20 protein-coding genes are annotated in these 19,833 nt (G+C 71.6%); 11 read left to right on the top strand and 9 right to left on the bottom strand.

Annotated features, from left to right (window positions below; translation table 11 throughout):
• Positions 1–154: 154 nt before the first annotated feature.
• From AS594_RS32095 to AS594_RS32085, 3 genes are all read left to right on the top strand, one after another.
• Positions 155–1,240 carry a DNA glycosylase AlkZ-like family protein gene (locus tag AS594_RS32095; RefSeq protein WP_069935652.1) on the top strand — a complete coding sequence of 362 codons (1,086 nt, stop codon included), beginning with the start codon at positions 155–157 and terminating at the stop codon, positions 1,238–1,240.
• A gap of 111 nt (positions 1,241–1,351) precedes the next feature.
• Positions 1,352–2,008 carry a lipoprotein gene (locus tag AS594_RS32090; protein ID WP_069775268.1) on the top strand — a complete coding sequence of 219 codons (657 nt, stop codon included), beginning with the start codon at positions 1,352–1,354 and terminating at the stop codon, positions 2,006–2,008.
• A 230-nt stretch (positions 2,009–2,238) separates the two neighbouring features.
• On the top strand, positions 2,239–2,715 hold the full coding sequence (locus AS594_RS32085) for a MarR family winged helix-turn-helix transcriptional regulator (protein ID WP_069775270.1): 477 nt from the start codon (positions 2,239–2,241) through the stop codon (positions 2,713–2,715).
• 43 nt (positions 2,716–2,758) lie between these two features.
• On the opposite strand, the gene AS594_RS32080 is transcribed toward AS594_RS32085, so the two are convergent.
• The 8 genes from AS594_RS32080 to AS594_RS32045 all read right to left on the bottom strand — a co-directional run bounded on the left by AS594_RS32080 (position 2,759) and on the right by AS594_RS32045 (position 9,546).
• A complete protein-coding gene (locus AS594_RS32080; protein WP_069775273.1) occupies positions 2,759–3,262 on the bottom strand; it encodes a MarR family winged helix-turn-helix transcriptional regulator in 504 nt (167 codons plus the stop codon).
• A 73-nt stretch (positions 3,263–3,335) separates the two neighbouring features.
• Positions 3,336–3,914, bottom strand: a complete 579-nt coding sequence (locus AS594_RS32075; RefSeq protein WP_069775275.1) for a pyridoxamine 5'-phosphate oxidase family protein — start codon at positions 3,912–3,914, stop codon at positions 3,336–3,338.
• Between the two features lie 35 nt (positions 3,915–3,949).
• Positions 3,950–5,173, bottom strand: a complete 1,224-nt coding sequence (locus tag AS594_RS32070; RefSeq protein WP_240509125.1) for a globin domain-containing protein — start codon at positions 5,171–5,173, stop codon at positions 3,950–3,952.
• Positions 5,174–5,378: 205 nt separating this feature from the next.
• Positions 5,379–6,776, bottom strand: a complete 1,398-nt coding sequence (locus AS594_RS32065; RefSeq protein ID WP_069775213.1) for a PP2C family protein-serine/threonine phosphatase — start codon at positions 6,774–6,776, stop codon at positions 5,379–5,381.
• Positions 6,773–7,789, bottom strand: coding sequence for a SpoIIE family protein phosphatase (locus AS594_RS32060; protein WP_069935650.1), 1,017 nt, complete (start codon positions 7,787–7,789; stop codon positions 6,773–6,775). The genes AS594_RS32065 and AS594_RS32060 overlap by 4 nt, the downstream gene beginning before the upstream one ends.
• Positions 7,786–8,265 (bottom strand): ATP-binding protein, encoded by a 480-nt coding sequence (locus AS594_RS32055; RefSeq protein WP_107357856.1) that lies wholly within the window; start codon positions 8,263–8,265, stop codon positions 7,786–7,788. Before AS594_RS32055 ends, AS594_RS32060 begins: the two co-directional genes overlap by 4 nt.
• Positions 8,249–8,659 (bottom strand): STAS domain-containing protein, encoded by a 411-nt coding sequence (locus tag AS594_RS32050; protein WP_069775216.1) that lies wholly within the window; start codon positions 8,657–8,659, stop codon positions 8,249–8,251. Before AS594_RS32050 ends, AS594_RS32055 begins: the two co-directional genes overlap by 17 nt.
• Positions 8,656–9,546: an STAS domain-containing protein gene (locus tag AS594_RS32045; protein ID WP_069935649.1), complete on the bottom strand. Its 891-nt coding sequence runs from the start codon at positions 9,544–9,546 to the stop codon at positions 8,656–8,658. Before AS594_RS32045 ends, AS594_RS32050 begins: the two co-directional genes overlap by 4 nt.
• Positions 9,547–10,008: 462 nt before the next feature.
• Here AS594_RS32045 and AS594_RS32040 point away from each other — a divergent pair, with 462 nt between their 5' ends.
• From AS594_RS32040 to AS594_RS32020, 5 genes are all read left to right on the top strand, one after another.
• Positions 10,009–11,694, top strand: a complete 1,686-nt coding sequence (locus AS594_RS32040; RefSeq protein WP_069775217.1) for a ribonuclease J — start codon at positions 10,009–10,011, stop codon at positions 11,692–11,694.
• 86 nt (positions 11,695–11,780) lie between these two features.
• Positions 11,781–12,554 (top strand): spermidine synthase, encoded by a 774-nt coding sequence (locus AS594_RS32035; protein ID WP_069775218.1) that lies wholly within the window; start codon positions 11,781–11,783, stop codon positions 12,552–12,554.
• 25 nt (positions 12,555–12,579) lie between these two features.
• The gene (locus tag AS594_RS32030) at positions 12,580–13,767 is read left to right on the top strand and encodes a D-alanyl-D-alanine carboxypeptidase family protein (protein WP_069775219.1); all 1,188 of its coding nucleotides are present in this window, start codon (positions 12,580–12,582) and stop codon (positions 13,765–13,767) included.
• Between the two features lie 151 nt (positions 13,768–13,918).
• Complete coding sequence (locus tag AS594_RS32025) at positions 13,919–15,136, top strand: RNA ligase (RefSeq protein WP_069775220.1); 1,218 nt, start codon at positions 13,919–13,921, stop codon at positions 15,134–15,136.
• A 3-nt stretch (positions 15,137–15,139) separates the two neighbouring features.
• Positions 15,140–16,051 carry a phosphatase domain-containing protein gene (locus tag AS594_RS32020; protein ID WP_240509124.1) on the top strand — a complete coding sequence of 304 codons (912 nt, stop codon included), beginning with the start codon at positions 15,140–15,142 and terminating at the stop codon, positions 16,049–16,051.
• 70 nt (positions 16,052–16,121) lie between these two features.
• Here AS594_RS32020 and AS594_RS32015 read toward each other — a convergent pair whose 3' ends face one another.
• The gene (locus AS594_RS32015) at positions 16,122–16,457 is read right to left on the bottom strand and encodes an STAS domain-containing protein (protein ID WP_167368057.1); all 336 of its coding nucleotides are present in this window, start codon (positions 16,455–16,457) and stop codon (positions 16,122–16,124) included.
• 231 nt (positions 16,458–16,688) lie between these two features.
• Here AS594_RS32015 and AS594_RS32010 point away from each other — a divergent pair, with 231 nt between their 5' ends.
• Genes AS594_RS32010 through grpE form a run of 3 tightly spaced genes read left to right on the top strand, consistent with a single transcriptional unit; the run spans position 16,689 to position 19,760 of the window.
• A complete protein-coding gene (locus AS594_RS32010; RefSeq protein ID WP_240509123.1) occupies positions 16,689–17,162 on the top strand; it encodes a J domain-containing protein in 474 nt (157 codons plus the stop codon).
• 10 nt (positions 17,163–17,172) lie between these two features.
• Positions 17,173–19,059 carry a molecular chaperone DnaK gene (gene dnaK / locus AS594_RS32005; RefSeq protein WP_069930106.1) on the top strand — a complete coding sequence of 629 codons (1,887 nt, stop codon included), beginning with the start codon at positions 17,173–17,175 and terminating at the stop codon, positions 19,057–19,059.
• Positions 19,056–19,760 (top strand): nucleotide exchange factor GrpE, encoded by a 705-nt coding sequence (grpE, locus tag AS594_RS41435; protein WP_079144299.1) that lies wholly within the window; start codon positions 19,056–19,058, stop codon positions 19,758–19,760. The genes dnaK and grpE overlap by 4 nt, the downstream gene beginning before the upstream one ends.
• Positions 19,761–19,833: the final 73 nt, after the last annotated feature.

Raw genomic sequence — 19,833 nt, 5'->3', positions numbered from 1 at the left:
AGGCGGCCGCGGCACGGGCCCGCACAGCCCGGATTGAGGGTGCGGGCGCCGGACGTAGCCTGAAACCGAGGGCACCAGGAGGGGGCAGCACCGCCACGCCCCCCTCGGGCACCTGAGTGGATACGGTACGTCCAGCGCGTACGGAGGGTGGGCAGTGAGCAGCACACACCGGGTCGACGTCCGGCGGGAACAGGTACTGGCCCACCGGGTCGCGGCCCACGGGTTCGCACGCTCGTCGCCCCGGCCCGATGTGCTCGCCCTGGGGGCCCAGGACACGCCGAACGGATCGGCGCGGCTGGCGCTGGCCGCGCGCGGCGCGTCCGCCGACGGACTCGTACTCGTCTGGTCGTTCCGCGGCGCGCCCCATCTGCACCGGCGCGCCGACCTGCCGAGGCTCGCCGGGGGCCTGTGGCCGGTGACCGACGCGGACGCGACCGCGCGGATCGACACGGCGGTGATCAAGGAGGGGGCGCGACTCGGTGTCGAGGCGTTCCGCGTGACCGCCGAGGCGTTTCGCGAGGTGGTGACCGCGCCGATGGCCAAGGGTGAGGTCAGTACCGCTGTCAGCGCGGCCGTACCGGAGTCGCTGACGTACTGGTGCGCGGCCTGCGGTGCGCGGCACATCTCCGGGCTGTTGTTCCAGCAGGCCGGGCTCTTCGGAGCAGTCGGTGTCCGGCCGGAGGGCGGCCGGACGGTGCTGACCCCTTTGGACGAGAGGTTCCCGGTTCCGGCCGCGCCGTCCGGGGCCGCCGAGCTGGTCCGCGCCTACCTGCGCTTCCTCGGCCCCGCCACCCCCGCCGAGGTGGCGAAGTATCTCGGCACCAAGGTGACGGTGGTGAAGTCGATGTGGCCGGACGACCTCGCCGAGGTGTGGCTGGAGGGCAGGAAGACGTGGCTGCCCGCCGCGGATCTCGACGCGCTGCTGTCCGCGCGGAGCCGCGCCCTCGTGCGGCTGCTTCCGCCGGGCGACCCGTTCCTCCAGGCCCGCGATCGGGAACTGGTCGTACCGGACCGGACGAGACAGCGGGAGATCTGGCGGCCCATCGGCGGTCCCGGCGCACTGCTGGTCGGTTCGGAGATCGCCGGTACGTGGCGTGCCAGGGCCGCCGGTCGCCGGCTCGACGTGACGCTCACGCCCTTCGGACCGCTGTCGTCCGCCTTACGCGAGGAACTGGTCGCCGAGGCCGCCGCGGTGGCTTCGGCGCGTGGCGCGGCCGAGGCCCGGCTGCACTTCTCCTGACCTGCCCTGTCCCTGCTCCGGACCTGCCTCGGCCCTGGTCCGGGCGCCGGGAGAAGCGCTCGTGGGCGTGGGATAGCCTGCGGCGATCGATCAAGCTCAGGGGTGGGGTTCATGGGGCAGAACGTGGCGCGGGGCATCGTCCCGGCGGTGGCGCTGACAGTGCTCGTACTGGCCGGCTGTTCGACGGCGCCGGAGCGCGATACGGCGGACCGGGCCGAGCCGGCCGGGGAAACGAGCGGCAGCGCGAAGGCCGGGGCGGGGAGCGGGAGCGCCGCCGAGGGCGCGGTCATCGGCGGAGCCGGCACTCCGTGCGCCCTGCCCGTCTCGTTCAGTACGGCGGCCGACTGGACCGCGGAGAAGGTGACGGCCGGGGACGATCCCGCCTTCGCCTCGCTCGTCAGGCAGGGCGGCGTCAATCTGGTCTGCGAGATCGACGCCAAGCCCGCCGGGAGCGTCGGCTACCTCCGTGTCTGGACCGGCAAGGGCAAAGGCACTCCGCGCGAGGTCCTCGAAGGTTTCATGGCGGACGAGAAGAAGGCCGCCTCGGTCCGCTACCGCCCGACCGAGGCCGGTGAACTCGCCGCCGCGGAGGTCACCTACCTCATCACCGGCGAGTTCGAGAGCGAGCCGAAGAAGGAGCGGGCGCTCGCTGTGAGCACCCCAGGCGGCTCGGTGGTGCTGCACCTGGGCGGGCTGGACACCCAGGAGCACGAGGCGATGCTCCCGGCGTACGAACTGGCGAAGAGGACCATGGCGGTCACGGACTGACGCGCGGGGGTGGTGAGAAGGGCCGGCGCGGCGTCCGCCGGCCCCGGCCCGACCTGGTGGAGCGACGCGAACACTCCGGTCGCATGCATGTGCCGCGGCTTTCGATGCCGTCGCGGCGGGATACTTTCGGCAGAGTGGGCAGACGACGGGTAACGAGTCGGCAGACGCGTGCGAGACGAGAGTGCCGGCCTCCCGAAGAGGTGCACGCGCGTTCATGGGAGTGACGGCCGTTGGACCGCACGGAACCACCAGACGACGCCTCCGGCGAATTCGCCGCCCACGTGGCGGAAGCCGCCGAAGCGGTGGTTTCCACCTGGACGCGAGCCACTCTCGGCGCGTCTCCACGGCTCTCGGCACTCCAGCTGGAAGCGCTGCTGATCGCCCGGCGACACCCGGGCATCAACCTGACCGGACTGGCCGGCGAAGTCGGCGCGGCCCCGCCCGCCGTCAGCAGACTGTGCGACCGGCTGGAAGCGGCCGGCCTGTTGCGCCGCGAGCCGGCCCCCGCCAGCCGGCGGGAAATCGGGCTGGTGCTGACCGCCCAGGGACACGGTCTGATCGACGCCCTCTTCGCCCGGCGCTACGCGATGTTCCGCGCCGTCCTCAGCCGGATGCCGGCCGCGGAGCGCGAGCAGCTGCTGGCCGGACTGCTGGCCTTCTCGAAGGCTGCCCGGTCCGGCCGCACCGACCCGAAACGGCGTGGTTAGCCGGGCTCCGGCGACGGCGGCAGCGTGCTTCGGAGGGGGACGCTCAGGCGATGTCGGCCGCGTCGCCGGCGCCGTCGGCCGCGCCGTCCAGCCCGATGCGGGCGGCGGCCGCGACGTGGAACGCTTCCAGTCCTTCGGCGAGCGCGGCCAGCTTCGCCGGGCTCATCTCCCGCAGCACCGTTTCGAGCTCGCGCACACGGAACGTACGGAAGTCGTCGAGTACGGCGCGGCCGCGCCGGCTCAGTCGCACCTCGACCTCCCGGCGGCTGGTCGGGCTCGGAAAGCGCTCGACGAGACCCGCGGCCTCCAGCCGGTCGCACAGCCGGCTCACGGACGACGGCCGCGACCCCAGCGCCTCGCCCAGGGTGCGGAGGTTGGCACCCTCCCGGCCTTCCAGCACCGTCAGCGCGCGCAGCTGCGAGGGGGACACGGGGCCGGATGGGGCGGCTTCCTGGCCCCGGCCCCACAGAAGTTGCAGCAGTTCCAACGCCGCGCACGCGTCATGTGCCACCTGCTGACGGCTGGTGGAGTGCAAAGTGCGGAGCATCTCACCACCCTCTCACTCCGAAGAGTGGTTTGTCAGCCGCCCCCTGCCCGCGCGGCGCGGGCCGGGCGTGGCGCTACCGGTCCGTGAGAAGGCGGTCGGCGGGCACGGCGGCGATGAAGTAGTCGGCGTCCTTCGGGCGTTTGAGAGCGGGACCCTGGGGGCGGCGGGCCGGTTCGAGGTGGGGTATGTGCTTGGAACAGTGGATGTACGCCTCGACGACCGTGATGTGCACCCAGAACTCGGGCTGCCGCCCCGGAGCCGTGTCCGCCGGCACGAGGGGGTGGGCGGCACGCAGGTCCCGCTCATGGAGCAGCCGGGCGGACCCGTTGATGTGCAGTCCGATGTGGTGCTGGGTGAAGTCGACGAACAGCAGCCCGGCGTGCGGGTTCTCCGAGATGTTGCCCGCGCTCGCCATGACACCGTTCCCGCGGTACTCGGGATAGGCGAGGGTGCGGTCGTCCAGGACGGTGACGAATCCCGGCGGACCGGCCCGGAAGCTGGCGTCGCAGTGGCCACGGGAGTCCGCCGTGGAGAGGAAGACCATCGACTGGCGGCTGATGAAGTCCCGCATCGGCTCCGTGAGATGGGGATGGACCTGCCGGTCGTAGAAGGCGTCGGCGCGCTCGGCGGTACCGAGGTGGTCTTGCAGCATGCGCTCCCCGCGAGAGGGCGCGGCGTCGTGGCTGTTCACAGGTATTCGCTCTCGGGCTGGTGTCGGGAAGGTGCGAGGGGAGCCGTCAGGACGGGATCGGTGAGCGGGTCGTGGTGGATGCGTGCCTCGGGCACTCCGTCGTTCCGCAGGATCCGGGCGGCCGCGGTGACCATGCCGGGCGGCCCGCAGAGGAAGGCCTCATGCTGCCCCCAGGGTCCGAACTCGCGCAACACCTGCGGCAGGGTGCCCTCACGGCCGGCGATGTGCTGGTGCGACACGGCGGCCCGAACGGAGAGCCAGTAGTGACGCTGCGCCATCCGCAGCATGTCGTCCAGGCCGTAGAGCTCTTCCGCGGTACGGGCTCCCACGAAGAGGTCGACATAACGTCGCATGTCGCTGAGGGCCGCCTGCTCCAGGAGGGCGCGGATCGGAGCGAGGCCGGTTCCGCCCGCGACGCACACCAGGTCGCGGTCGCCTGCCGCCGCGAGCGTCATGTCGCCCTGGGGCGGGCCGAGCGTGACGATGTCGCCGACGGCGGCACGGTGCACCAGGGCATTGCTCACCCGGCCACCGGGCACGGCACGGATGTGGAAGGTGAGCGAGGAGTCCGCCCGGGGCGCGTTGGCCGGCGAGTACTGCCGCCAGGCCCTGCGCTGCCACGGCGTCTGCATACTCACGTACTGGCCCGCCTCGTACGCGTAGGGGACGTCCGTGCGGACCGTGATCTCGGCGATGCCGTGGCCGTGGTGCTCGTGCCGGACTATCTGCGCCGCCCAGGTGGCGGGGCGCAGCCGGGTGTCGTCCGCGGCGGCCAGCATCATCACCCGCGCCGCGGTGGTGTAGGCGCGGCTCCAGGCGGCTTCGACCTCCGCGGTCCACGCGGCGCCTGCGTAGCGGGCCAGGGAGTCAAGGAGGCACTCGCCGACGGCGGGGTAATGCCCTTCGAGCGCGCCGAACTTCCGGTGGTCACGTCCGAGGAGGGTGCAGAAGCGGACGAGGTTCTCCGGATCGTCGACGAGGTCGACGATCCGGAGCAGGCCGCGTAGGAGCCTGTCGCGCTGCCCGTCCATGTTGTCCGGGAAAAGTTCCCTTACTTGCGGGTAGCGGGCGAAGAGAATGGTGTAGAAGTAGACCGTCAGGTCGGCCGCGTGGGGCTCGACCACCGCCAGACCGGCGCGTACGAGCGAGATTTCGCGGGCGGTCAGCGGCGGGGGCGCCATCCCGGGGGCCGCGGCGGCGGCAGGGGTCGGCGCGTCCACCGAGGACCTCTCCGGTGGCATCGAACGTGCAGGCAAGGGACTTGTCCCAATCGCAGAAGGGCACGGTCCCGGTAGCGGACCGTGCGGGGCGTACTCGTTCGGACCGACAGCGTCGTGCGGGCACGACAGTGCCGGGGCGCGGCGGTGAACGCTCCCGTTGACGTCTCCTTCCCGTGGATCCTTCCCGTGGACCGGATGAGGATACTCAGGTTCCGTTTTCTGCCGTAGGTCGCGCCCACGGGGAGCGGTCGGTGAGACGGATGGCCAGGGCGAGGGTGTCGTCGGGGTGGAGGACGACCGTGTGCATGTCGGCGGCGATAGCCGCGGGGATCTCGCCCAGCGGTTTCGACGCGTGCCGGCGCGTTGCCTCGATGAGGCGGACCTCACCTTCGGTGGGGTCCCTGCGGCTCTCGGTGAGTCCGTCGGTGTAGAGGATGAGCAGGTCGCCCGGGTCGATGCGGGCCCGCAGGATCTCCTCGCTCCCGGGCAGCGGGTAGCCGATGCCCCTGCCGCGCAGTTCGAGGAAGCGCGCGTCGCCGCTGCCGGACCGGACGAGGAGGGCGGGCGGATGGCTGCCGTTGGCCAGCTGAAGCTCTCCGGTGGCCGGGTCCAGCCTGGCGAGGAGGACGGTCGCCATCAGCTCGGGGTCCAGCGGCATGAGGATCTCGTGCGTACGGGCCAGGATCAACTTCAGCGGATGGCCTTCGAGGGCCAGCGTGCGTACCGCGTGGGTCACGTTGAGGGCGCTGCGCGTGCTGCGTACGCCGTGTCCGAGCGCGTCGACGACGGTGATGTGCAGGGTGCCGTCGGGGAGCGGGAACCAGTCGTAGAGGTCTCCGCCGGTGGGGGCGTTGGGGTCGGCCGGCGCGTAGTGGACGGCGAGTTCCAGACCGTCGATGGTGAGCGGCGGCGGGCGCAGGGCGTCTTCGAGCTCTTGGAGGATCTGGCCGTGGGCCTTGCGCAACTGTTCGTCGCGTTCCTCCAGTTGTACGTAGAGGGCGAGGACGCCCGCGTTGGTCTCGGCGAGCTCGTGCTTGAGACGGCGGTGTTCCGCGACGAGGCCGTCGGTCTGGGCGAGAGCCGCGCGGAGCTCTTCTTCGACCGCCCGGACCTCTGCCGAGAGGCCGGCGCCGTCCGGAGAAGGCTCGTCGGGCCGGCTGCCGTCGCTGCCGTTCGGGAGCGGTCCGGAGCCGGTGCGGTCTCTCTGGGCGGGAGCGGAGATCCGCCAGGTGACGGCGTCACCCGCCGGTTCCGTGGCGGGCAGGGGCAGACCGGCGGTGACGAGCGGACCGGACCCGTGCGGGAAGCGCAGGGTGACGGTCAGGGCGGTGGAGCCGGTGTCCGGGTCCGTTTCCGTGTCGGGCGAAGTGCCACCCGCGCCGCCCGTGTCCCTCTCCGCAGCCCTCCCCGCGCCCGCCTCCCCGCCCGGTTCCGGCGCGACGCTCAGCTCGACCGGCCGGCCGGTCCGGAACTCGTCGGCGGCCAGGTCGCTCACGGACAGCACGAGGCGCGCCCTGACTTCCGGCGGCAGCCGGTGTTCGCGCGCGAGGCGGCGCACAGCCCGGCGCAGGGACGGCAGCGTACGGAAAAGACTGTCGGTCATCGGAACTCTTGCTGGGGCTTGACGGCGAGGACGGTGGCGTCGTCGCGGCCGGAACGGTGGGCGTGGGCGACGTTGGTGACGAGCAGCGGGGGCGGCAGACGCAGCAGGAAGGGGGAAGGGGCTTGTGCCCACTGGGGAGTGATGCCGTCGCTGTGGAGTACGGCGGTGGTTCCGGTGGGCAGGGGGATGGTGTGGGTCCAGGGGGCGGGCATCTTCCAGCCGACCACACCGGGCTGGGCGGTCAGCCGGTGGTGGACACCCTGCGGCGAGACGGTCAGGGCGCGGACGTTGCCGATCCCGCAGTACTCGGCGTGTGCCGCGTACAGGCGCAGGAGGCCGACGGCGGCGCCGCGGGTGTGGCGCAGCGCCCGGTGCAGCGCGGCGAGGAGTTGGGACAGCGGCTGGTCCGGCGGCGCGGCGGCGAACGCCCGCAGGGCGACCTGTGCGGCGTCGGCGGCACGGGGGCCGTGCCCGAGCCCGTCGACGACCATCGCAGTGCGGCGTTCGCCGTCCTCGACGACGGCGCCCGCGTCGCCGCAGTCCTGCTCGCCGTCGGCGGGCAGCGAGATGAGCCCGGCGTCCCGGCACACCGGCTGCGGCTGGCCGGGCAGCGCCAGCCGCGCGCCGACCAGTGTGCCGACGCCGACCCGGGTGCGGATGGTGAACTCCGTCGCGATACGGCTCACCGCTCCCAGCCCGGCGCCCAGCGTGCCGGTCGTGGTGTAACCGTCGGCGAGGCAGCGCCCCAGCTCCGGCATGCCCGGACCCCGGTCCGCCGCGAGAACCTCCAGACCGGCCCCCAGCGGCAGCGGCTGGATGTAGAGCGCGCCGTCCTTGGCGTGCTTGTCGAGATTGCTGGCCAGTTCCGAGGCGAGGACCGCCGCCCGGTCGGGCATCGCACCGGGAAGCCCGCACCGCTGGGCGACCGACCGGGCGGTCGCCGCGGCCAGGTGTACGGCGCTGTAGTGATCGATGCGTACCAGTGCGGTCGGCAGCGCGACCGGACGCGTCACCGGTCCACCCAGCGGGTCGCGATCACGGTCGTTCCGGCGCCCGGCTGCGTGCGCACTTCGAAGTCGTCCATCAGCCGGCGGGCGCCGCCCAGGCCATGGCCGAGCCCCGCCCCGGTCGTGAAGCCGTCGACCAGCGCGGCGTCCACATCGGGGATGCCGGGCCCTTCGTCACATATGGTCAGCCGCAGCCCTTTCGCACCGCGGCGGCGCGGGTACTCGATGGTCAGCGTCCCTCCCCCGCCGTGGATGTAGGCGTTGCGCGCCAGTTCACTGGCGGCGGTCACCACCCGCGTCTGATCGACGATGCCGAAACCGGCTTCGAGCGTGGCCGCGCGCACCGCGTGGCGGACCGCCAGCAGATCCTCCTCCGTGGCCAGTACCACTCGTGCGACAGGCTCCGCGGGGGTGGCGTCCGCCCGTTCGGGCCGGCCGTCGCGGAGTGGAGCCGTGGTGGCGGTGTTAGCGAGTTGAGTCACGGTGGGCCCCTTCCGGGGGCTGCGGACTTTGGTGCCAGCCCAGAACGGCCATGCCTTGCTCTGCGTTCAGGGCGGTTTCCACACCGACGAGTTCGATGCCGAGTTCGACCAGAGTGATGGCTACGGGAGGCCGCATCCCGGCCACGATCACCCGCGCTCCCAGGAGTCTGGCCATCATGGTCAGTTCCATCAAGGTGCGCGCGACGAAGGAGTCGATGATCTCCAGCCGGGAGATGTCGATCAGGACCCCGCGTGCCCCGTCGGCCGAGACGCGCTCCGTGAGTTCGTGGGTGAAGGCCAGGGCGGCCTTGTCGTCCAGCTCGTTCAACAGCCCCGTGAGCAGGACGTCACCCAGCCGCAGGATGGGCACGCCGGTGGACGGCCGCCCGCTCATCGCGCGACCGGTCCGTCGGGCGCGGGCAGGGAGCCCGCGGTGAGTTTGACCGCCTCGGACAGTGCGTCGGAGAGGGTGGCCCGCGTCATGATGGTGGACAAGTCGATGCCGAGCTGCGCGATAGTCTGCGCGATCGGCGGCCGGATGCCGCTGATGATGCAGTCCGCACCCATGAGCCGTACGGCGTTGACGGTCTGCATCAGGTGCTGCGCCACCGCGGTGTCCACCGTCGGCACGCCCGTGATGTCGATGATCGCGACCGTCGCCTCCTGGTCCTGAATGGCCTGGAGCAGGTTCTCCATCACCACCTGCGTACGCGCCGTGTCCAGCGTGCCGATGAGCGGTACGCCCAGAACCTGCCGCCACAGCCGGACCACGGGCGTCGACAGCTCCAGCAGCTGCCTGCTCTGCCTGCGGATGATCTCCTCCCGTCCCTCGACGTACGTGTCGAAGGACAGCGCCCCTGCCGCGTCCAGCAGCCGGTTGATCAGCAAGGCCGCCGAGAACAGCTGCGCACTCTCCTGCGCACTCTCCTGCGTGGTCTCCTGCACGGCCTCCAGCAACGCCTCCTTGAGGGCGAGAACCGCCAGCGAGGTGGCCGTCGGGGACTCACCGCCCCGCGCCCTGCGCAACGACAGCCGGGTCACCTCGCGGTGCAGATCGGCGTGCGAGGTCACGATCCGGTCGGTCGGCAGTGCGCTGTCGAGGCCCGCGACCAGGGCTGCGACCAGGGTGTCGGCCTCCTCGCGCAGCTCGCTCTCGTCCACTGGGTGACCGCCGCCGGACTGGCGCGCCTGCAACTGGACCCACCGGTCGGCTATCTCTTCGACGCGTCCCCGCACGGCGGAGGCGACGCACTCCCGGGCGGCCGTTTCACTGCTGCTCACAAGACTTCCCTTCACGCCCCCCACCGACGACGAGCGCCTCGCGGCCGGCCGGGATGATTCCTGCTCCGTTCGATTGTTGCCGTGCGGCAAATATAAGCACGGTGCCCTCGGCCGGTGAAAGCCGGGCCGCGGCCATCACCCGATTGATCGACGGCAGCGGGCTCCGTACCGCATCATGTGCCCCATGAGCGGCGGACCACCGGTATGACCAAAGGAGCGAACTCCTTCGTACCATTCGCCGACTTGCGGGCGCCGATCAGGCAGGGAACCGGGCCGGGCCCGCCGGACGGCCCCGCCGTCCGTGGCGGGGCGGGCCACCGGGGCTCCGCGCGGAACCTGTGGCCGGATCACGCCGGTCCGGGCCCGCGCGCGCGCCCGTCGCCTCACTTCGGGTGTTCCGCTGAACCTGCTGGGTGAACCCGTAAAGAATCTACGGCGGAGCCTCCGGTAACGTCACAAGCTATGAGCCATCCGCATCCCGAACTAAAAGCCGCCCCTCCCCTGCCCGACGGAGGGCTGAGGGTCGTCGCCCTCGGCGGCCTCGGGGAGATCGGCCGCAACATGACCGTCTTTGAGTACGCAGGCAAACTGCTCATCGTCGACTGCGGCGTGCTGTTCCCCGAGGAGACCCAGCCCGGGGTGGACGTGATCCTTCCCGACTTCACGTCGATCCGCGACCGCCTGGACGATGTCGTCGCGGTGGTGCTGACCCATGGCCACGAAGACCACATCGGCGGCGTTCCGTACCTGCTGCGCGAACGGTCCGACATTCCGGTCGTCGGCTCGAAGCTGACCCTGGCCTTCCTCGAAGCCAAGCTCAAGGAGCACGGCATCAGGCCGCGCACCACGCGGGTGCGCGAGGGCGACCGGCGGAGTCTCGGCCCCTTCGACTGCGAGTTCGTCGCGGTCAACCACTCCATCCCGGACAGCCTCGCGATCGCGATCCGTACGGGCGCGGGGATGGTGCTGCACACCGGCGACTTCAAGATGGACCAGTTCCCGCTGGACGAGCGGATCACCGACCTGCGGGCGTTCGCCCGGCTCGGCGAGGAGGGTGTGGACCTGTTCCTCACCGACTCGACCAACGCCGAGGTGCCCGGCTTCACCACGTCGGAACGCGATCTGAACCCGGCGATCGAGCAGGTCATGCGCACCGCTCCGCGGCGGGTCATCGTCTCCAGCTTCGCCAGCCACGTGCACCGCATCCAGCAGGTGCTGGACGCGGCGCACCAGCACGGCCGCAAGGTCGCCTTCGTGGGCCGGTCGATGGTCCGCAACATGGGCATCGCCCGCGAGCTGGGTTACCTGAAGGTCCCGTCCGGACTGATCGTGAGTCTGCGGGAACTGGAGAAGCTTCCGGACAACAAGATCACGCTGGTCTGCACGGGTTCTCAGGGCGAGCCGATGGCCGCGCTGTCCCGGATGGCCAACCGTGACCACATGATCCGGATCGGGAAGGGCGACACCGTCCTGCTCGCCAGTTCCCTGATCCCCGGCAACGAGAACGCCATCTACCGGGTGATCAACGGACTGACCCGGTGGGGCGCCCACGTCGTGCACAAGGGCAACGCCAAGGTGCACGTCTCCGGGCACGCCAGCGCCGGTGAACTTGTCTACTGCTACAACATCGTCAAGCCCCGCCACGTCATGCCGGTGCACGGCGAGTGGCGCCACCTGCGGGCCAACGGTGACCTCGCCATCCGTACCGGGGTCGACCCCGACCGCGTGGTCATCGCCGAGGACGGCGTCGTAGTCGACCTCGTCAAGGGCCGCGCCTCCATCACGGGCAAGGTGCCGGCCGGTTACGTCTACGTGGACGGCATGACGGTCGGCGGCGCGACCGAGGCATCGCTCAAGGACCGGCTGACCCTGGCCGAGGAAGGCGTCGTCACGGTCGTGGCGATCGTCGACGCCGACACGGGGGCGCTGGCCGAGGCCCCCGACTTCCTGGCCCGGGGTTTCGTCCACGACGACACCACCTTCGAGCCGGTCGTCCCGGTGATCGAGAAGGTGCTGGCCACGGCCGCCGAGGAAGGCGTGGGCGACGCGCACCAGCTCGAACAGCTCATCGCCCGCGCGGTGGCGTCCTGGGCGTTCCGTACCCACCGCCGCAAGCCCCTGATCATCCCGGTCATCATCGACGCCTGACCAGGGAGTCCGGTGGTTTCTCCCGGGGCGCGGCACACCGCGTCCCGGGCCCCGGGCTCCGGCCCGTGCCGAGGAAAGGCCAGCGCATGGGTGCGCGTTTCGAGGAACTCGACTGGCGGCCGACGCCACTGGGCGAGATCAGTCTGCGGCGGCGGCGCGATCCCGCGTCGGGCGGCGATGTGTACGAAGTGAAGCTCGGTGACGAGTTCCTGATGTCCAGCCTGTTCACGGCCGGCGAGATCGCGCTGGCCCGGCTCGGCCTGGCGGAGCTGCCGGACACCGGACTGGACGTCGTCGTGGGCGGCCTCGGTCTGGGGTACACCGCCCGCGCGGTCCTGGACGACCCCCGCGTCAGCGCGCTGGTCGTGGTGGACGCGCTGGGCGAGGTGATCGACTGGCACCGGCGGGGGCTGGTGCCGCTGGGCGCCGGCCTGGCGTCGGATCCGCGCTGCCGGCTGGTCCAGGGCGACTTCTTCGCGATGGTGGGCGATCCGGGCGGGCTGGACCCGCAGCAGCCGGAGCGCCGGTTCCATGCCGTCCTGCTGGACGTCGACCACTCGCCGCGCCATGTCCTGAACCCGAGCCACGCGGCGCTCTACACTCCCGCCGGGCTGCGCGCCCTGGCCGCCCGACTGCATCCCGGCGGCGTCTTTGCCCTGTGGTCGAACGATCCGCCGGACGAGGAGTTCGGGTCCGTCCTGGCGCAGGTGTTCGCGGAAGCGCGGGCGCACGTCGTCGACTTCCCCAATCCGCTGCAAGGGGGAACGGCGTCCAACACCGTCTATGTGGCCCGGAGTCACAGCGGCGCCACCGCGGACCCGGAGGGGTTCGGCCGGTCGGCCCAGCGGCCCTGCGCGTAACCCGGTCCGTTTTTACGCTGGTGCCATGATCACCAGGTCCAGTGTTCGCGGGGCTCTCGCCGGTGCGGGGTTCGCTCTCTGTACGGTTTCCCTCCTGCCGCCACCGGCAGCGGCGGCCACCCGGGACGATCCGCTGCCGCCGCCCCGGCCCGCGTCCGTCAACAAGGCCCTGTTGCACCGTCCAGGCACCCATGTGCGTCTGCGGCCGGGGGCGCCCCGCCTGCCGCGCGAGGTGTCCGCGCTGTCGTGGCTGGTGGCGGACGCCGCCACGGGTGAGGTGCTCGCCGCGCGGGACGCGCACCGCCGGCTGCCCCCCGCCAGCACCATGAAGACCCTTTTCGCCCTCACCGCCCTCCCCCGCCTTTCCCCCGCCGCTCTGCACACGGTCACCGCCACCGAGCTGTCGGGGGTGGGCGAGGGCAGCAGCGTGGTGGGGGTAACGCCGGGGGGCACGTACCGGATCGCGGATCTGTGGCGCGGTGTCTTCCTGAGCTCCGGCAATGACGCCGTCCACGTACTCGCGGAGCTGAACGGCGGCTGGAAGGTCACGGCGGCCCAGATGCAGGCCAAGGCACGCGCCCTGGGCGCCCTGGACACCCGGGTGGTCTCCCCCGACGGCTACGACGCTCCGGGCCAGGTCTCGTCCGCGTACGACCTCGCTGTGTTCGGGCGGTCCGGGCTGGCCGATCCGCAGTTCGCCCAGTACGCGGCGACCGTCGACACCAGGTTCCCGGGCGGCACGCGCAGGGACGGAAGCCCCACCTGGACGTTCGGCATCCGGAACACCAACCGGCTGCTGACGGGCGCCGACGGAGTGAAGAAGTACCCCGGCATCATCGGCCTCAAGAACGGCTACACCTCGCACGCCGGCCACACCCTGATCGCCGCCGCCCATCGTGGCAGCCGGCGCCTGCTGGTCACGGTGATGAACCCGCAGAAGGGCGGCGGCCACGCCGTCTACGAGGAGGCGCGCTCCCTGCTCGACTGGGGATTCTCCGCCGCGGGCCGGGTCCACCCGGTCGGATCGCTGACACCGCCCGCCGGGCTTCGGGATGCCCCGACCGCGCCGGTTCCCGCCGCGCAGGCAGCCGCGCTGGAGGAGTCCGGCTCGGGGAGCGCGTATTCGTGGCTGGCCGCGCTCGTCGGCGCGGCGTGCCTGACGGCGGGTGTCATCATGTGGACACGGGGCGGGCGCCGGCGACGGCCGCGCTGACCCGGTCCGCCGCCGCGAGAGATCCCGTCATCCGCGAGCACCGCCGTACCCCCGCCGTGACCTGCGCACCTCGACGCCCGCTGCCTGATTATTCACTGTGACCGCGTCCTCCCGCACGACAGAATGGAGCATCAGAAACCGGGAGGAACCCATGAGCCAGGCGTACCTGACTCTCCAAGACCTGCTGCCGCCACAGAAGTTGGCGGCCGCTCTCGATGCCGGGCACGTCACCCGCAAGCCGCACCCCGAACTGCCGCTGTCTCTCTACACCTACACGCGGACGTGCCAGTACGAGCGGATCTGGAACGAGGTGACCACGCGCTGCCGCGGGCTCGTCGCCGACGACACCACCGGCGAGATCGTCGCGCTGCCGCTGCCGAAGTTCTTCAACGTCGGTGAACACGAGGCCGGTCAGCCGTACGCGCCCGCTCTGCCGGACGAACCGTTCGAGGTGTACGACAAGGTCGACGGAAGCCTCGCGGTGGTCTTCCACTACGCGGACCGGTGGCGGGTCGCGTCCAAGGGGTCCTTCATCAGCGCGCAGGCGAAGTGGGCGCAGCGCCGCCTCGACAACAGGGACACCTCCGCCCTGACGCCCGGGGTGACGTACCTGGCGGAGATCCTGTATCCGCAGAACCGCATCGTCGTCGACTACGGCGACCGCCGGGACCTGGTGCTCCTCGCGGCGATCGGCAGGGACGGCGAGGAGATACCCGTGGCCGGGGCCGAGGCCGCCTGGAAGGCCATCGGGTCCGTGGTCACGAGGTGGCCCGCCATGCCGCTGGCCGACCTGATCGCGCTGACCACGTCGAACACCATGCCCGGCGGCCGTTCCGCGTCCGGCACCGACGCCGAGGGCTTCGTACTGCGCTTCGCCTCCGGTGTGCGGGCGAAGGCCAAGCTCTCCGAGTACGTACGGCTCCACAAGGTACTGACGGGTGTCACCGAGCGGGACATCTGGCGCAGCCACGGCATCCAGCGGTTCGCCGGCATGTCCGCGAAGCGTCTGGCGCAGGGCCTGGGCTGCTCGCGCGCCGAACTCGGGGGCATCACGGCGGCGGGCGGGCGGCCGCTGGACGTCCTGCTGGAGCAGGTACCGGACGAGTTCGACGCATGGGTGCGCGGGGTGATCGCGCGCCTGGAGGCCGACGCGGCGGCGCGCGAGCGCGCCATCGACGAGGCGTTCGGGAAGCTCGCCCATCTGGCCGCCGACCGGGGGGAGTTCGCGCGCGCGGTGCGGGAACTGCCCGACGGGCAGATCCGGGCCGCCATGTTCCTGCGTCTCGACGGACGCCCGACGGACCTCGTCGTGTGGCGGGCCGTCCGGCCCGAGGCGGCCGACCCCTTCAAGACCGATGAGGAGAACTGACCGGTGCCCGTAGTACACGTCATGACGGGGCTGCCCGCGTCGGGCAAGACGACCGCCGCGCGCAAACTCCAGGCGGAGGCCGAGGGCCGGATGCGCCGGGTCAACCTCGACGACCTGCGGGCGATGCTCGACCTTCCGGTCACCGAGCGGAGGTCGTGGGCGCACGAACAGACGGTCCTGGCGGTCCAGGACGCCGCGGTGCGGGCGGCCGTCGACGGCGGTTTCGACGTGGTGGTCGACAACACGCACATGACGCCGCACATCCCCAAGCGGCTGAAGGCGGCGGTCGCCGGCCTGGCCACGTTCACCGTGCACGACTTCACGGACGTACCGGTCGAGGAGTGCGTACGCCGGGACGCCGAGCGGGAGAAGCGCGTCGGCGAGGAGATCATCCGGCTCCTGGCCGACAAGCACGCGCAGGCCACCCGGGGCGGCTGGCGGCTCACCGACGCGTGGCTGAACGACCAGCCGCCCGTCGAGCCGTACGTGCCCGACCCTTCGCTGCCGGCGGCGGTGATGTGCGACATCGACGGCACGCTCGCCCTGACGGGCGACCGCGGACCGTACGACTTCACGCGCTGCGAGGTCGACCTGCTCAACGCGCCGGTGCGGCAGGCCCTGCGCGCCTTCCGGAGCGCGCACAACGACACCGTCGTGCTTCTGTCGGGACGCGGTGAGGAGTACCGCGCGCAGACGGAGGCCTGGCTCCGGGCGCACGACGTGCCGTACGACGAGCTGTGGATGCGCCCGGCGAAGGACGGCCGCCGCGACGACGTCGTGAAGGCGGAGCTGTTCGACCGGCACGTGCGTCACCGGTACGCGGTGCGGGTGTCGCTGGACGACCGTGACCGCGTGGTCGCGGTGTGGCGCCGGATGGGTCTGCCCACGTGGCAGGTCAACTACGGCGCGTTCTGAGCGCGACCGGTGCGACGCCCCGGGCGCCTCGCCGTACGTGGGTGGGGCGCCTGGGGCCCGGCCGCGGCCTCTACCGCGCGTCGGCCCGCTCCGTTTCGATCGTGAACGCGCTCGTGGTGTGGGACAGCTGCAGCAGCCGGGCCAGCGAGCGGGGGACGGCGCACAGCAGCAGGTCGCTTCCGCCGGCTCTGGCGGTCCGTGCGGCGCCCAGCATGGCGTTCAGACCCGAGCAGTCGCAGAAGGTCAGGCCGCCGCAGTCCACCACGACCTGCCGGTGGCCCGCCGCAGCGGCGTGGACGGCTTCCCTGAGCTCCGGCGCGGTGGCGACGTCGAGATCCCCCGCCAGGGTGATCCGGCAGGTGTCGGGTCCGGTGGCGCGGACGCCCAGCTGGAACGTGTCGTTCACGGCGCCCCCGTCGATCGCGATGCGGCTGCGGGGTGGACCGGCTGTTCCTCCAGACAACCCCTGACCTGCTGTCCTGTCCACCCCCGTGCCCCGGCCCGGGACCGCGGGCACGGGCGGGCCCGCACCCGCCGGGCCGGGCATGTCTTGACAAGCGCGGCGGCACGTTCTATTCAGGTTTTTGAAGAGGGTTTCCCTCCATATCCGCAGGTCAGAGCGGGGGAGGTGAACGCAGTGGCAGGGCTGGAGCCATCCGGTGGACGGCGCGACCACTACGCGGTGCTTGGCGTGGAGCCGACCGCTTCGGCCGGGCAGATCACGGCGGCGTACCGCCGGCTGGTGCGCGCGCTGCACCCCGACACCCGTCCGGACGGACCGGCGGCGGACGGCCGGTTCACCGATGTCGTCGTGGCCTACAGCACGCTGCACGACCCCGTCCTCCGTGCGGAATACGACTCCCGGCTCGGCCTGACCGGGCCCGCCGAGCCGGTGACCCGTGATACGCCCGTGGACGTCCGGGGTACCCGGATGCCGCACGCGGCGCGCGTGACGGTGAGAGTGACAGTGCACCCGGCTCCGCCCCGCCGCGACGCGCCGCTGTGGGCGGGTCCCACCCGGGTGCGCCCGGCACCCGACGCGTCCGGCCGGCCGCGGCCGCACCGGGTCACCGGCTGGGACCTGCTGTGGAAGTGGAGCACAGGGTGGTGAGGAGAAGGTCATGGCACGTGCAGTGGGTATCGACCTTGGTACGACGAACTCGGTGGTCTGCGTCCTGGAGGGCGGCGAGCCCACGGTCATCACCAACACGGAGGGCGCCCGGACCACGCCTTCGGTGGTCGGTTTCGCGAAGAGCGGCGATGTGCTGGTGGGCGAGATCGCCAAGCGACAGGCCGTGACGAACATCGAGCGGACCGCGCGGTCGGTCAAGCGCCACATGGGCGAGGCGCAGTGGCGATTCCCGGACACCGGGGACATCGACGGCAAGCGCTACACGGCGCAGGAGATCTCCGCGCGCGTACTCCAGAAGCTCAAGCGCGACGCGGAGGCGTACCTGGGCGAGGACGTCACGGACGCCGTCATCACCGTTCCCGCGTACTTCAACGACTCGCAGCGCACCGCGACCAAGGAGGCCGGGGAGATCGCGGGCCTCAAGGTGCTGCGGATCATCAACGAGCCGACGGCCGCGGCGCTCGCCTACGGCCTGGACAAGGAGAACGACCAGACCATCCTCGTCTTCGACCTGGGCGGCGGCACGTTCGACGTGTCGCTGCTGGAGATCGGTGAGGGCGTGGTCGAGGTGAAGGCCACCAACGGTGACACGCACCTGGGCGGCGACGACTGGGACCAGCGGGTCGTGGACTACCTGGCCAAGCAGTTCAAGAACGCGTACGGCATCGACCTGTCCAAGGACAAGATGGCCACCCAGCGGCTGCGGGAGGCCGCCGAGCGGGCCAAGATCGAGCTTTCGGCCGCGACCGAGACCACGATCAACCTGCCGTACCTGAGCGCGTCCGCCGAGGGGCCGCTGCATCTGGACGAGAAGCTCACGCGCTCGCAGTTCCAGCAGCTCACCGCGGACCTCCTGGAGCGGTGCAAGGCCCCGTTCCACAACGCGGTCAAGGACGCCAGGATCAAGGTCTCGGACATCAACCACGTGATCCTGGTCGGCGGTTCGACCCGGATGCCGGCCGTGACGGAACTGGTCAAGGAGCTCACCGGCAAGGACCCGCACAAGGGTGTGAACCCCGACGAGGTCGTCGCGATCGGCGCCGCGCTTCAGGCCGGTGTCCTGAAGGGTGAGGTCAAGGACGTCCTGCTGCTCGACGTCACGCCGCTGTCTCTCGGTATCGAGACCAAGGGCGGCATCATGACGAAGCTGATCGAGCGCAACACCACGATCCCGACCAAGCGCTCCGAAATCTTCACGACGGCGGAGGACAACCAGCCATCGGTGCAGATCCAGGTGTTCCAGGGCGAGCGCGAGATCGCGGCGTACAACAAGAAGCTCGGCATGTTCGAGCTGACGGGCCTGCCGCCGGCCCCGCGCGGTGTCCCGCAGATCGAGGTGTCCTTCGACATCGACGCCAACGGCATCATGCACGTGGCCGCCAAGGATCTGGGCACCGGCAAGGAGCAGCGGATGACCGTCACCGGCGGCTCCGCGCTGCCGAAGGACGACATCGAGCGCATGGTCCGCGACGCCGAGCAGTACGCGGAGGAGGACCACCGGCGCCGGGAGGCCGCCGAGACGCGCAACCAGGCCGAGCAGCTCGTCTACCAGACGGAGAAGTTCCTCAAGGACAACGAGGACAAGGTCCCCGGCGATGTGAAGACCGAGGTCCAGACCGCCGTCGCCGAGCTGAAGGAGAAGCTCAAGGGTGAGGACACGGCGGAAATCCGTACGGCGACGGAGAAGGTCGCGGCCGTCTCGCAGAAGCTCGGGCAGGCCATGTACGCCGATGCCCAGGCGCAGTCCCAGGCGCAGGGACCGGGCGCGGGTGCGGGCACGGGCGCGGGATCGGGCTCCGCGCGGGCGGAGAACGAGGAGGAGGTCGTCGACGCGGAGATCGTCGATGACGACAAGCAGCAGGGAGGCGCGGGATGAACCGCCCGACCGACGGCGGCGGCGACCCCCGGGTGCCGTCGTTGGAGATCGTCCGGGACGGGTGGCGCAGCGGCGGCCTCCCCGCCGCGTTCTCGGCCCGCGCCCCACGGCGGGAGGAGCGGACCGGGCGGACCGCCGGGGCAGCGTCCGGCCCCGGTGGGAGCGAGCCCGCGGGCAGCGGTACGCCACCACCGTCCCGGGAGGAAGCGCTCGGAGCGCAGCTGCGGGAGCGCACGGCCGACCTGCAACGGCTGAAGGCCGAGTACGACAACTACCGCAAGCGCGTACGCCGTGACCGGCTCGCGGTCCGTGAGATCGCCGTGGCCAACGTGCTCGGCCGGCTGCTTCCGGTGCTTGACGCCCTCGCCGAGGCCACCGAGCAGGGGGAGGTGACAGGCGGCTTCGAGCAGGTGGCCCGCGCCCTGAGGTCGGAACTGGGGGCGCTGGGACTGGAGTCGTTCGGCGCGGCCGGCGACCCCTTCGACCCGTTCGTGCACGAAGCGGTCTCGTACATCCGCGGCGACCAGGTCGAACGCTCCACCTGTACGGGGATCCTGCGGCCGGGGTACCGGGTCGGCGACCACCTCCTGCGGGCCGCCCAGGTGACGGTCACCGAGCCGCCCGCCGGTCCCCGGGACACCGCAGGCGCGCGCGAGAGCGGCGGCGACGGTACTCCCGGCCCCCTCCGCCCGGGCGGTTGACCGGCCCGCCGGTACGCGCGTCCGCCCGGCTGCGCCACTTGGTGCATCTTGACGGCCTGCTCGGCGGACGGAC

It is taken from the genome of Streptomyces agglomeratus (assembly GCF_001746415.1).
GTDB lineage: Bacteria > Actinomycetota > Actinomycetes > Streptomycetales > Streptomycetaceae > Streptomyces > Streptomyces agglomeratus.
This window is presented reverse-complemented; position numbering and strand designations above follow the sequence as displayed.